Genomic DNA, 13,391 nt, shown 5'->3' on the forward strand with positions numbered 1-13,391 from the left:
AAACTTTCGATGGAATCACCGCTTGAAGGACTAATCGCGGCGCATTTGCCCCACCAGATTGTGTGATGGTCGGCTCCTTACTATACGTCACCAACTGATAAAACGACCAAAATGACCATATTTCCCGCCCAGCAGCGACGCATAGGACAATTGCCGCAGCTACTACTGTTAATCTCACTATCTTGAAGCGCATACAGCGGTGTTCCCCGACAATCCAACTCACGAAACTGGAAATCAAAACGCTGGGCGATACTGTGCGTTCTCTGGGTAGAAGCTAAATTGCCACCATGGCGTGAAGCTTAACGCCAAACGGTAGGCTTGTGGTCCGCTTCGGGCGACATGCGCCCAATGCATCGATGCTTGAACCTACGAATTAGGATTTGATGCCGCGGTTCGCGCCGCGGCATCACCAAATTGAAATCCGATTAGAGTTTGTCGAGAAACGACAACAACTTATCGTCCGCCTTGAAGCGCCGATGAGTTTGGTCGCCGAAGGGGACAACTTTCGCGAGTTCCGCCTCCTTGATCGCCAGATGGGCATGCAAGTATGGCTGGGTTGAGCGTGTAGATATGCCGAGCTTAGAATCTGGGTCTATCGAAAATCGCGGGCTTTAGGAAACTCGCTCGGCATAGTCTCGGGCGCGGGATAAATTCCTTTATGCCGAATTCGGCATAACGGTATGAAGATATCCCGAGGCTTGGGCGTCCTTGTGTCGGCACCGCCTGGCGTGCCGTGCGCAAATTCGTCACCTCTTCCCGTTGGCAGCCTGAACTCGACATCCCGGTCAGCCAATCCAGTTAGGTCACCCGAGAGGTCGAATATCTGCTGGGCAACCAGATGCACGATCTCCCCCTCACGCTGAATCTTGCCATTGATCGCCATCATCGACGCGCCAAGGGCCACACGACGCCGACGTTCGAAGAGCTTCGGCCAGATCACGCAATTTGCCGGCCCACTTTCGTCCTCGATCGTCAAGAAAATCACCCCCTTCGCCGAGCCTGGCCGCTGGCGGACGAGAACAAGACCGGCCGTCATCAACCAGCGACCGTCACGCGCATTCATGGCTTCGGCGCAAGTGACGATGTTCCGGTCGGTCAGATCGCGCCGCAGGAACGCGAGCGGATGCTGTCGAAGGGTCAGCCCCGCGTGAGCGTAGTCTTCGATGACGTTATGGCCTTCCGTCATCTGCCTGAGGGCGACCTCGGGCTCTTGCTGCTCGGCGATCGCCCGCTCCTCGCGCTCTGCAGCAGCTGCAAACAACGGTAACGGGTCGTCGCGCAATGCTTTGATGGCCCACAATGCATCCCGCCGCTCGAGTTGAAGTGATGGCAGGAATGCGTCGGCCTCGGCGAGCTTTACGAGTGAGTCTGCCGGAACACTCGACCGTCGCCACATATCGTCGACGGATTCGAAGACGTCATCCATGCGGGCCGCGACGATCCGCGAAGCGTCGGCCACGGCCAGTCCTCTCACCATGCGCATGCCAAGCCGGACCGCATGCCGTCCTGAATCTCCGATGGGTTCCAGCGTGCAGTCCCATCGGGAGCGGTTCACGCAGACCGGGCGCACGTCGACACCATGTGCTCTGGCGTCGCCAACGATCTGGGCAGGCGCGTAAAATCCCATTGGTTGCGAATTCAGGAGCGCGGCGCAGAAAGCATCCGGATAGTGCCGCTTCACAAAGCTGCTGGCGTAGGCAATCAGCGCGAAGCTTGCCGCATGGCTTTCGGGAAAACCGTAGGAGCCGAAGCCTTCGAGCTGGCTGAATGTCTTCTCGGCGAATTCAGGCGTGTAGCCGTTTTTCACCATGCCGGAGACAAGCTTGTCCTTGAAGCGCGAGACACCGCCGGTGAACTTGAAGGTCGCCATCGACTTGCGCAGCTGATCTGCCTCGCCGCCCGAGAAGCCGGCGCAAACCATCGCCACCCGCATGGCGCTTTCCTGAAACAGCGGCACGCCAAGCGTCTTGCCGAGCACCGCCTCTAGCTCCGGTGTCGGATATTCGACTTTCTCCTTGCCTTCGCGCCGGCGCAGATAGGGATGCACCATGTCGCCCTGGATCGGTCCGGGGCGGACGATGGCGACCTGCACGACCAGATCGTAAAAGGTCCGCGGTTTCAGGCGCGGCAGCATCGACATCTGAGCGCGGCTCTCGATCTGGAAGGTGCCAAGCGTATCGGCCTTGCGGATCATCGCGTAGGTCGCGGGATCCTCCTGCTCGATCCTCGACAGGTCGAGGTCACGGTTCTTGTGTTGCCGGATCAGATCGAAGGCCTTGGCCATGCAGGTCAGCATCCCGAGCGCCAGGATGTCCACCTTCATGAACTTCAACGCCTCGACGTCGTCCTTGTCCCATTCGATGATCTGCCGGTCCTTCATCGTGGCGGGTTCGATCGGTACGAGATCGTCGAGCCGGTCATGGGTCAGCACGAAACCACCAGGGTGCTGGCCGAGGTGACGCGGCGCACCCATCAACTGCTGGGCAAGTTTCAGGGTCAGGACGAGACGGCGATCGTCGGGATTGAGATTGAGCTCGCGGACATTGCGGTCGCAGACCTCTTCCGACCAGGACCACATGCCGGAGGACAAAGCCTTGATGACGTCTTCGGGCAGGCCAAGCGCCTTGCCGACGTCGCGGATCGCGCCGCGCGCCCGGTAGCGGGTGACGGTGGCGCAGAGCGCCGCCTTTTCCCGGCTATAGGTTCGGTAGATCCACTGGATCACCTCTTCGCGCCGTTCGTGTTCGAAATCGACATCGATATCCGGCGGCTCGTCGCGCTCAGCGGAAACGAAACGCTCGAACAAGAGATCGTTGGTCGAGGGATCGATCGAGGTGACACCGAGAATATAGCAGACGGCGCTGTTGGCGGCCGAACCCCTGCCCTGGCAGAGGATGCCTTGCGAGCGCGCATAGCGCACGATCGAGAAGACGGTCAGGAAATACGGCGCGTATTTCATCGTGCGGATGAGATCGAGCTCGTGACGCACGGTTTTCAGGACATCAGGAGGCAGTCCCTCGGGGTAGCGGTCGGGAACGCATTGCCAGACATAATGCTCGAGAGAGGCCTGGGCATCCTTGCCCGGAACGATCGCCTCCTCGGGATATTGATAGGTCAGCTCTTCGAACGAAAACCTGCACCTGCGGACGATCTCCATGGTGCGTGCGAGCGCCTCCCGGTATCGCGGAAACAGACGCGCCATCTCTTCGGGCGGCTTCAGGTATCGATCGGCATGACGCTCGCGCTCGAAGCCGACATCGTCAATGGTCGTATGGGTGCGGATACAGGTGACGATATCCTGCAACTGTCGGCGCCCCGGCTCATGGAACAGCACATCATTGGTAACGACCGTGTTCACCTTGAACCGGTGGGCAAGATTGGACATCTCATGCAGCCGCAGCTGATCGTTTTGACGACGTCGCAGGCAAAGCGACACATTGGCCCGATCGGAAAACACCTCGGCCATCTTGCGCAGCTGGACGGCACAGGTGTCGTCGGCGAGGTCCGGCAGCAGAATGCCGATCATCCCCTCGGAATAGGCGACGACATCGTCCCAGTGCAGAATGCAGTTGTTCTTGCCGCCGCGAGACTTGCCCAGTGTGATGAGACGGGTCAGCCTGGAATAGGCAGCGCGATCGGTCGGATAGACGAGCAGCGACATGCCATCGGCGAGATCCAGCCGACAGCCAACGACGAGACGCAAGCCCGTGGCACGCGACGCCTCCAGCGCCCGGACGATCCCCGCCAGTGAATTGCGATCGACGACGCCAAGGGCCTCGATGCCAAGAGCCTTGGCGGTTTCGAACAGCTCCTGCGCCGAACTGGCGCCACGCAGAAAGGAAAAATGGGTGGTGACCTGCAGCTCGGCGTAGCTCATGCGAAAATTCCATGCATGAACCAGCGGTGGCTGCCGGTCGCGGGGTCGATGCCATCACCGGAGCGAAAGATCCAAAGACGCTCGCCCCGCTCGTCCTCGACAATGAAGTAGTCGCGCACCGCTTCCATCTCGGCGTCGCGCTGCCACCATTCGCCAAAAATCCGCTCCGGACCATCGGCCCGCATCACCTTGCGGCGCGTGCCACGCCAGACGATCGAGACCGGCGGCCGGTCCGGCAGCAGCGCGATGGCCTCGATCAGTTCGGGACGTGCCAGCAACCGCACCGGCCGGCGCCAATGGCTGACCCAGGCGACTCCGATCGGGTCGGCCACGGCGCTGATCCGCTGGACGGAGCGCTCCGGCACATCGGAGGCAACGGGTGCGACGCGATAGACGCGCTGGCCGCGATTGCCGTAGATATCGATCAGCGGCGTGACATCGGCGACCTCGTCTTCGGCCAGCATTGAGGACGCCTGGTGCTCCTCCAGCGGCTCGGCCATGACGGCGGCGAGCGTCAGCTTTTCGATCCCGAAACCGGGTTCGATCTTTTCTGTCCGGTCGCGAAACAGTTTCGTCAGCCAGGCGACGTCACGCACCGGCTTGACCGTGCCGGCACGGATCGCCTGTCGCGTGCCATCGACTTTTTCCACGATCAGGTCGGCGCGGCGAACACCGAGGCCGCGACGCTGCAGTTCCTCGATCAGTTGCACGACCAGCCGGCCGACATATTTGTCGATGGTCTCCGCTGCCGCGATGGGCTCGGCAAAAGCGCGGGAAACCTCGATCAAGTCTGCGGTGCGGATCGGGTCGATCGGCTCCGAAACCCGGCCGAACATCTGGTCGAGCCGGCGACCGATTTCCGGGCCGAAGCGGAGCGTCAGGGGGGCGCGCGGCGTGTTGGCCAACTCGCCGATCGTCTGGAAGCCGAGCATGCGCAGATCGCTGACGACTTTTGTCGGAAGGCGGAGCAGCGATACTGGCAGCTTTTCGACGGCGCGTACCGTTTCCCCGCTCGGAACAATCACCGTCTCCCGGCTGATCGCACGGGCGCAGGCATGCGCCGCACCCCAGCTATCGGCAACAGCGACACGCGCGGTCAGTTTCCTTGCAAGGAACTGATTGGCGATCTTCGTCACCATGGCAAGCTCCCCCCCCTGCAGGTGATCGGCGCCCTCGGTATCGATGACGATCCCGTCGACGCCATCGACGGCGACAACAGGAGAATAGATCGTCAGCGCCCAAAGCGTGATGCGCTCCAGGGATGCCGCGTCAGCTACCACATCCGCATCGACCAGCATCAATCCACGCAACAGCGCCTGCGCCTTGGCCGCCGGCATGCCGATATGGACGCCGGCCTTGCGAGCGGCCGCGTCGGCTGCCGCTACCCAGCGCTTCGACCCGCTCTTGGCGATCACGGCGATGGCCTGGTCAGGCGGAATGGCGGGATCGGCGCGACGAATCCGATCCGTCGGCAGATCCGGAAGATAGATCGAGACGACCCTTGTCATCGCACGCCCTCACGAGAAACTCAGCACATTCACCCGCTTTCACGCGCATCAATTCCAGGAACCATTGCGGTCTGCCGACACCTGGCACCGGCAAGTCCTCCGACGGCATGACGCTGACCCGCCACCGTGTCGTCGAGGCCGTCGGCTGCCCGAAATCATTTGCCTCCGTCTGTCGGCGCCAGCGCCGGACGGCCAGCGCCATCGTTCCTGTTTTCTCGGCCGCCAGCTGCAGCCGGCGGGAGCCGACCATCGGCAGGCGCACGAGCTCGCCGACGACGGCGCCGAGGCCCCCGAAGGAGAGACCCTCCTCCATATTGGCAAGCACATCCTCCTCCTTGTCGGACTCGACGAAGATAACGCGGTCGGCCTTCAACCCGACCTGGGCGAGCGCCGGAAAAAACAGGTCCGGCCGCGTCAGGCACCAGATGACAGGACCCTTGGTGCGCGCCGCGATCCCCGCCACGCAAAGGGCAGTCGCCGCACCATCCACCGTACCCGGCCCACCGCCCGCGAACTCATGCAGGGCGCCATAGGCTAGACCACCGCCGGGCAGGACCGCGTCGATGTCAGGCACGCCAAAGGAGAGACAGCCGGCCTTCCTGGCCGACACGCTGTCCAGCGCGGCAATGCGCTCGCGCAAATCGGACATGACCCGTTCACGGGCAACAGTCATCGTTCACGGCTCCCTTCGAGGTCGTGCGGGTGGCCGACATCATGTCGTGCAAATGCGAATGTTCTGTTTTTGTTCCTGCGCAATTCCAGAGTCAAGCGGTCGAGAGAATGGGAAAATTATCCTGAACATTAGAAATCCAAGGAATGCCCATGAGAATCAAACCGGTAGCGCCGCTGAGATTTTTTTCCGGCCGCCCGCGACCGTGTTCGCTGTCCGATGTGAATTGCGGGGACAAACCCTATATCGTCACACAAGCCCTAAATCCCTTTGCTGAACTGTCGCGATGACAAAGCCGCCGAGATCAAAACCGCTCCTCAGTGATACCGAGGCTCCGATCCGTTCGCGGCCGCGGCAGAAGCGCAATCCCGCCCAGCCGCAACTGCTGTTCGATCCCATGCCCGAGCGCGTCGAACCCGCGCTGGCGCTGTTGAAGGCTCATCCGCCTGAGGGAGACGATTGGAGCTGGGAAGTGAAATGGGATGGCTATCGCCTCGCCGTTCACATCGAGCCGCAGGGTGTCCGGATCCTCACCCGCGGCGGCCATGACTGGACGCATCGCTTTCCCACGATCGCGGAAGCCGCCCGGGCGCTGGGGCCGGCGACGATGATCATCGACGGCGAGGCCGTGGTGCTCGACGAGGAAGGACGACCTGATTTCGGGCTGCTGCAGAGATCGCTCGGTGCATCCGGCAAAACGGCCGGCAACCGCGCCTCCGACGCCGTGCTTTACGCCTTCGATCTCCTCTATCTCGATGGGCACGATCTGCGCGCTGTCGAATATCGATCACGCCGTCATTTTCTGGAGGATAGCTTGAACAGCCATGAGGGCAGCCAATCCGGCGCCATCCGCCTGTCGGAGGCCATCGACGCCGAACCCACCATCCTGCTGGAGCATGTTCGGGATCTCGGTCTGGAAGGCATCGTCGGAAAGCATCGCGATCAACCCTATCGCTCCGGTCGGACCGGGGACTGGGTCAAAGTCAAATGCGTCGCGAGCGAGGCCTTCTTCATCGTCGGCTATGAGATGTCGGCGGCGTCACCCGGCGGGTTCGGCTCGCTGGTGCTTGCTGCCTATCGCGGTGCCGATCTCGTTGACGTCGGAAGCGTTGGCACTGGCTTCAAAGAAGCTGAGGCCACCAAGTTGCGGAAGATGCTGGACAGGCTGCGCTGGACGCGAAAGCAGCCGCCCGTACCCTCTTCCGGCAATGCCGATATCGTCTGGGTCGAGCCGACACTGATCGCCGAGATCGAGTTTCGCGCCTGGACGGCGGACGGCAAGCTTCGCCACGCATCCTACAAAGGGCTGCGCGAGCACCAGGACAATGCCGACGTCTTTCGGCTCGACTAGCGCAATCAGCGACTTCCGCTAGACTGTCTTCCGATCGAGATCACGCGGAGTGGATGGGCGGCGATGTGCAATCTTTATCGCATGGAAGACAAGGACTGGGTCGCGAAATGGGCCCAGGACGCCGAAAGCTTCATCAACCTGATGCCGGCCTATCAGATGAACCCCGACCAGATGGGGCCGATCGTCCGCAATACCGCCGACGGCAAGAAACAACTGGTCCATGCGCGCTGGGGCCTTCCCTCGCCGATCTTCGTCCAGAAGACAGCAGCCGAGGCGCGGGCTGACAAGCTGAGAGCCAAAGGCCAGGCCGTCGACATGGACGAGCTCATTCGCATGGAACCCGATCGTGGTGTCACCAATGTCAGAAAGCTCACCCTACCTCATTGGAAGCGCTGGTTCGGTGTCGAGAACAGGTGCCTCGTGCCAGTCACCAGCTTCGCGGAACCGGATCCGACGAGCAAGACAGAGGGCGGCAATGTCCCGAATGCCTGGTTTGCCCGTGACGCGGAGAAATCCCAGATGTTCTTTGCCGGCATTCATGTGCCGCAATGGCAGAGTGTGCGGAAGGTCAGGGATGGCCTGACCGCCGATGACCTCTATGGGTTCTTGACCACGGATCCCAATGACATCGTCAGGCCGATCCACGAGAAGGCGATGCCCGTGCTGCTGCTCACCAGGGAAGAGGTCGACACCTGGATGCGGGCGCCCTGGGAAGAGGCGAGAGATCTCGCCCGACCGTTGCCGAATGACGCGCTGATGGTTTCCTCACGCGAACCCTATGGGTCCTCGATCGTGTCGAAATCCGGCGATCCGATCGACCAGGGTAGCTTGCTGTAACGCGCCCCAACGAAGCCGACCGTCGGCAGAACGGTGGTTGCGATTTGCGGCCACAATGATATGTTCTCTATTTGTTTCTTTTGGCAATCGCTCGGGTCTCCGGCTGCAATCATGAATGACATTGTTCAGGTCCGGAAAATCATCCATATCGACATGGATGCATTTTATGCCTCCGTCGAACAACGCGATAACCCAGACCTGCGCGGCAAGCCGATCGCTGTGGGCGGCGCTGCCGCAAGAGGCGTTGTCGCTGCGGCCAGTTACGAAGCCCGGACATTCGGCGTCCACTCCGCCATGCCGTCGGTCACGGCCGCCCGCAAATGCCCGGAGCTCATCTTCGTGAAGCCGCGTTTCGAGGTCTATCGCGCCGTCTCCCAGGAAATCCGGGAGATCTTTGCGGAATATACGCCATTGATCGAGCCGCTGTCGCTCGACGAGGCCTATCTCGATGTCACCGAGAACCTGAAAGGCATGCCGATCGCCACCGAGATCGCGCTGGAGATCCGCGCGAAGATCAAGGCGGTCACAGGACTGAACGCATCGGCGGGCATCTCCTACAACAAGTTCCTCGCCAAGATGGCCTCCGACCTCAACAAGCCGAACGGCCAGGCGGTGATCACGCCGAAGAACGGTCCGGCGTTTGTCGAGGCGCTCGCGGTCAAGAAGTTCCACGGCGTCGGGCCGGCGACCGCGGACAAGATGCAGCGGCTTGGGATCGAGACGGGTGCCGATCTGAAAGAGAAGTCACTGCCGTTCCTGGTCGAACATTTCGGGAAATCCGGGCCCTATTTCTATGGGATTGCCCGCGGGATCGACGACCGGCAGGTGCGACCGGACAGGGTTCGCAAATCGGTCGGCGCCGAAGACACTTTTACGGAGGACATCGACGACCTCGATCTTGCGACCAATGAGCTGAGGCCACTGACCGAGAAAGTCTGGGGTTATTGCGAGGCGAAAGGTTTCAGCGGCAAGACGGTCACGGTGAAGATCAAGTATTCCGACTTCACCCAGGCGACGCGCAGCAAGACCACGACCCTACCCTTTGCCAACTGCAACGAGATCCTTGAAGCAGCAACAGGACTGCTTGCGACCGTCTATCCGTTTAGGCGGCCGGTACGCCTGCTCGGCGTGACGCTATCATCGTTCACCAGCAATCAGGGCGACGATGGCCATGAGGAACAGTCGCAATTGGATTTCGGGATGTAGCGAGAAGGGCCAAGTCATCACGCCGGCCGGATTCGCCCTCTGCACCGTGGCCATAGACGTGCGGCCTATAGGTTGCGGGCCGCGCTGATATTGGCTTAATTTCAGGTTGTTTCTAAAAGAGTTGATTTCTACATATGTCCAAGCATCCTACTGTTATCGGCATCGAAATTTCGACCATCCGCAGTCTCTTCCTCAAGCACGAAAACAGACGTGGAAGGTTCCTCCTGGCCACCGCTATCGATGATCTGAAACTTCCAGCCCAAGACGCTGACGCGTTTCTACGGAAAGTCGCCACCGCCGGATATATTGAATGGAGCGACGGCGCCGGGGAAAATTCGGATTGGAATCTGACCCAGCATGGTCTTCGTTTGATGGCTGACAGCCTCGGTGCGCGAATATCTCGTCAACGGGCGCAGTTGATTATCGACGAGGTCGTCAGACGCGCGCGCGCGATCAACGCTGATCCCGATCGACTCGCCCGTGTCAAAGAACTCAGGCTTTTCGGGAGCGCGCTCGACGCAGGACGCGACGATTACGGTGACGTCGATATTGAAGCTGAAATCGAAATCCGACGGTTTCCGGAGGACGAAGTGGCGCGGGCCCATGCAAAGGTCGCCGCCCAGGTTCCACGGTCGTGGCGAGATCATTTTATCCGCAGATTTAGGGCCGAAGAGGGCTATGACAGCCGCAGGGTATTTGCCGCCCTAAAGGCCAGCATAAAAGACCTTTCTCTTTCAAAGGACGCGACGAAGACGCTCGGCTGTGAGTTTCGATGCATCTATCGTTTCGATCTCGACAGCGGCAAGGAACTTGCTCCGGATGATGCGATAACACCGCGGACGACGGCACCTCCCAAATCGGCAGAAGAAATACTGCCTTCGTCTCTCCCCGAACGATCCATCATCGCTCCCATTGGGCTAATCGGCGCCGATGAAAAACTCCGCTCCAGCACACTGAAGATATCGATGGAAAGCCTCGCCTTGACGGAAGCCAAGGTCTGGCTTGGGAAAGAGAAGCCGGACGGAAGCAGGGCGGCGACGGACACCCGCAAAAATCCGGATCAGCGTTTTGCCGGCGCTCAGTTTTTCTTTGATGATTGGCGCGACCCGAGCCTCACGGGCCTGGAACTTTTCCAGAGGACACTCGACTGGGCCGCGCACTACGACCTTCCCATCTCAAAGATCGGCCGGAAATTCTCGCTTCGGACCTATCAAGGAGGTCGGACCGCGAATTTTCATGCGCTGATAGTCCAACGGGTGGCGGATCGGGTGGATGCACATCTCGTCCTGGATAAGCCGCAGGGTGGCAGAAGCACATGGCACCTGGGCGGCTCGACATTCACCACGCCAAGAATGATCGCCGCACATCACGCCCTGGCAGTCGCGCTTGCCCGGATGCTAGACGAGACCGGCCTAACCGGACAAACCACGTTCACGGCTGAGTTCGATCTGACTGGCGAGAAGCGCAACTCGTATCCGGTGCTGCCCAATCTCTCTAGTCATTCCGCACGTTTGAGGAAGGCCCTTTCCAAGATCTCATTCCCACAGGCAATTATAGATGAAGCTCGTGACCATATGGATGACTATGAGTCCAACCTGCCGCTCAACCGGCAAGTCGAGGTGATGGCAGCTTCTATGGGCAAGAAGGACAAGGAACCAGTCGCGCTTGCCAGCGCGATGCTGGGCGAGACATGGAAGGAAGACGAGATCGAGGATCCGGAAGATCCGGGCCAGTTCTACCCTGGAGAAGAGGATCTTTGGGATGCGACAGATCCGGTTATGGCTTTCCTGCAGGAGAGCTTGAAGGAGCTGCCAGGTTGTTTGCGACTATCCATCAGTCACACGCTCCCAGTGCCAGCTTGATTTCGCGGGGATCCCTTCCTCCAATGCTTTTCCCGGACCAAGCTCGGATTCAATATAATCCGGAGAAGGCATTGGTACCCGCAGGAGTAGACTTCCCCTGATCGCTTTGCAATTCTGATAGAGCGATTCGTGGGGGAAGCTATGTACTTGCAACGCGTTAAGATCGAGAATTTCCGTATTTTCGAGAACTTTGAAGTCGATTTAAACAAGACGTTGAACATCATCGTCGGTGAGAACAATTCCGGCAAGACCGCGCTAATCGATGCGATCCGGTACACACTGTCCTCAAGGACTGGCGAATGGTTGCGAATTCTCGAAACGGATTTCCGGAGAGGCGCCACCAGATTTTCAATCAGGCTGAAATTCGCCGACCTCTCCACGCAGCAAGCAGCCGCCTTCCTCGAACATCTGACATTCGAAGAGACAGGGGAGCAACACAGACCTTTTCTGTACGTGACACTCGCCGCAGAGCTCACAGAGCAGATCGTCAGGGGAACGAGGCAAATCCGCTCTGACATCCGATCAGGGGCATCCGGTGAAGGACCGTCAATAGAACGCGAAGCGCGCGAGTATTTGTCGGGAACCTACCTTAAGCCCCTGCGTGACGCCGAGGCCGAACTCAGCGGCGGTCGCGGCTCGCGCCTCGCACAGGTCTTGAACGCCGCAGAGAGCTTTCGCAATGCAGCGCATGTTAACAGCCTCCTCGACGCGGTTATTCAGGCCAACGTCACGATCCTGGGCAACCCGGGCATCGCAGACAGCCTCGCGCGTATCAAGACACAGCTCAAAGGCTTGGATTTCGCCAATACTCCGCTGAGCCCCATCATCGAGATTGTTGGAGGCACCGATCTCGAGGCATTGGGCCCAGTTGAGCGTAAGCAGATGCTGAAGGCTGTTCTCGAGCGGCTACAGTTGCTTATCGACGAGAGCGAACGGATGCAGGGTCTGGGATATAGCAATCTGCTGTTCATGGCCACGGAACTCTTGCTGCTAGAGGAGGAGCAGGATGACTTTCCAATGCTACTAATCGAGGAGCCCGAAGCGCACCTCCATCCGCAGTTACAAATGAAATTCCTGAAAGCTATCCGCGAGGGCTTTGGAGGAATTGGAAAACCTGCATTGCAGAGCATCCTTACGACACACAGCCCGAACCTTGCATCAAAGTCCGATCTTGGGAGCCTGATCATTATGTCGGGTGGAAAGGCGTTTCCGCTTCGGAAAGGACACACCGAGCTGGGCGACGACGATTATGTCTTCCTTGAGAAATTTCTAGACGTCACGAAAGCCAACCTGTTCTTCGCCAAGGGCGTCATCATCGTGGAGGGTGACGGCGAAAATATTCTGTTGCCAACTATAGCTAAGCTCCTGGGCAGGCCGCTCGATGACTACGGCGTCTCGATCGTTAATGTCGGAAGCACCGCCTTTGCCCGCTACGCAAACATTTTCAAACGCCGAAACCTGGGCGATGCGCAACATGTCGGCAGCTGGCTTCCGATCCCGGTTGTTTGCGTTAGGGACATGGATCTGCGGCCGGAAGGCGCCAAGATCGCTGAGGATAATCCATTTGGGTTCATCCCATACAAACCGAGGGGCGCGGTCTATTGGGAATCGCACTACGATGGAAATGCAGAAGCGAGGACAGCTTGGGTCACCAATCGCAAGCAGCCCCAAGGTCAAAACGTGCGTGTCGAGATCTCTGACCATTGGACTTTTGAGTATTCGCTACTGATGGCCGGTCTGTCTGCCGAGGTCCACGAGGCCGCGCCGGGAGCGGATGTCCCATTCGCCCAACTGCCGGCTGATCCTACAGAGCGGGCCCTGACGATCTACGGCCGAATTTCGGTAGACAAGTCCAAGACTGAGACGGCCTATAAACTTGGCCCGATCCTCGAGCGGCGTTTCACAGCGCAACTTGCACCGGCACCAGCGGGTGAGACCGAGCAGCAGGCAGAAGAGCGGCACCATCAGAACACGCAACTCGTCGAGCAAACGCGACAAGATCTACGCGCGGCGCTACCATCATATCTGGTTCGCGCCATCGACTATGTCACTGGGCTCATCGCTGATGGAGCATGAGCCC

The 13,391-nt window shown here is 59.7% G+C and carries 8 protein-coding genes; 5 read left to right on the forward strand and 3 right to left on the reverse strand.

What is annotated here, in order from left to right; genetic code table 11:
* Positions 1–592 precede the first annotated feature (592 nt).
* From EV561_RS24645 to EV561_RS24655, 3 genes are read right to left on the reverse strand one after another with little or no spacing between them, the layout of a single operon-like run.
* The gene (locus tag EV561_RS24645) at positions 593–3,877 is read right to left on the reverse strand and encodes an error-prone DNA polymerase (protein WP_132525429.1); all 3,285 of its coding nucleotides are present in this window, start codon (positions 3,875–3,877) and stop codon (positions 593–595) included.
* On the reverse strand, positions 3,874–5,385 hold the full coding sequence (locus EV561_RS24650; RefSeq protein ID WP_165927902.1) for a DNA polymerase Y family protein: 1,512 nt from the start codon (positions 5,383–5,385) through the stop codon (positions 3,874–3,876). The genes EV561_RS24645 and EV561_RS24650 overlap by 4 nt, the downstream gene beginning before the upstream one ends.
* Entirely contained in the window at positions 5,306–6,058 is a 753-nt protein-coding gene (locus EV561_RS24655; protein WP_132525431.1) for an ImuA family protein, read from the reverse strand. Before EV561_RS24655 ends, EV561_RS24650 begins: the two co-directional genes overlap by 80 nt.
* 283 nt (positions 6,059–6,341) lie before the next feature.
* On the opposite strand from EV561_RS24655, the gene ligD reads away from it, so the two are divergent.
* From ligD to EV561_RS24680, 5 genes are all read left to right on the forward strand, one after another.
* Positions 6,342–7,406 (forward strand): non-homologous end-joining DNA ligase, encoded by a 1,065-nt coding sequence (ligD, locus tag EV561_RS24660; protein WP_132525433.1) that lies wholly within the window; start codon positions 6,342–6,344, stop codon positions 7,404–7,406.
* Between the two features lie 63 nt (positions 7,407–7,469).
* Positions 7,470–8,243, forward strand: a complete 774-nt coding sequence (locus EV561_RS24665; RefSeq protein WP_132525435.1) for an SOS response-associated peptidase — start codon at positions 7,470–7,472, stop codon at positions 8,241–8,243.
* A 111-nt stretch (positions 8,244–8,354) separates the two neighbouring features.
* A complete protein-coding gene (dinB, locus tag EV561_RS24670) occupies positions 8,355–9,449 on the forward strand; it encodes a DNA polymerase IV (protein WP_132525437.1) in 1,095 nt (364 codons plus the stop codon).
* A gap of 134 nt (positions 9,450–9,583) precedes the next feature.
* Complete coding sequence (locus tag EV561_RS24675) at positions 9,584–11,311, forward strand: hypothetical protein (RefSeq protein WP_132525439.1); 1,728 nt, start codon at positions 9,584–9,586, stop codon at positions 11,309–11,311.
* Between the two features lie 141 nt (positions 11,312–11,452).
* Positions 11,453–13,387, forward strand: a complete 1,935-nt coding sequence (locus EV561_RS24680; RefSeq protein WP_132525441.1) for an AAA family ATPase — start codon at positions 11,453–11,455, stop codon at positions 13,385–13,387.
* Positions 13,388–13,391: the final 4 nt, after the last annotated feature.

The sequence above is a fragment of the Rhizobium sp. BK376 genome, assembly GCF_004341625.1.
Lineage (GTDB): Bacteria > Pseudomonadota > Alphaproteobacteria > Rhizobiales > Rhizobiaceae > Rhizobium.

What these genes read in the sequence shown, in the direction of transcription:
- EV561_RS24655 (WP_132525431.1), bottom strand. Translation starts at nt 6,058, where the DNA reads ATGACTGTTGCCCGTGAACGGGTCATGTCCGATTTGCGCGAGCGCATT.
- EV561_RS24665 (WP_132525435.1), top strand. Translation starts at nt 7,470, where the DNA reads ATGTGCAATCTTTATCGCATGGAAGACAAGGACTGGGTCGCGAAATGG.
- dinB (WP_132525437.1), top strand. Translation starts at nt 8,355, where the DNA reads ATGAATGACATTGTTCAGGTCCGGAAAATCATCCATATCGACATGGAT.
- EV561_RS24645 (WP_132525429.1), bottom strand. Translation starts at nt 3,877, where the DNA reads ATGAGCTACGCCGAGCTGCAGGTCACCACCCATTTTTCCTTTCTGCGT.
- EV561_RS24650 (WP_165927902.1), bottom strand. Translation starts at nt 5,385, where the DNA reads ATGACAAGGGTCGTCTCGATCTATCTTCCGGATCTGCCGACGGATCGG.
- EV561_RS24675 (WP_132525439.1), top strand. Translation starts at nt 9,584, where the DNA reads ATGTCCAAGCATCCTACTGTTATCGGCATCGAAATTTCGACCATCCGC.
- EV561_RS24680 (WP_132525441.1), top strand. Translation starts at nt 11,453, where the DNA reads ATGTACTTGCAACGCGTTAAGATCGAGAATTTCCGTATTTTCGAGAAC.
- ligD (WP_132525433.1), top strand. Translation starts at nt 6,342, where the DNA reads ATGACAAAGCCGCCGAGATCAAAACCGCTCCTCAGTGATACCGAGGCT.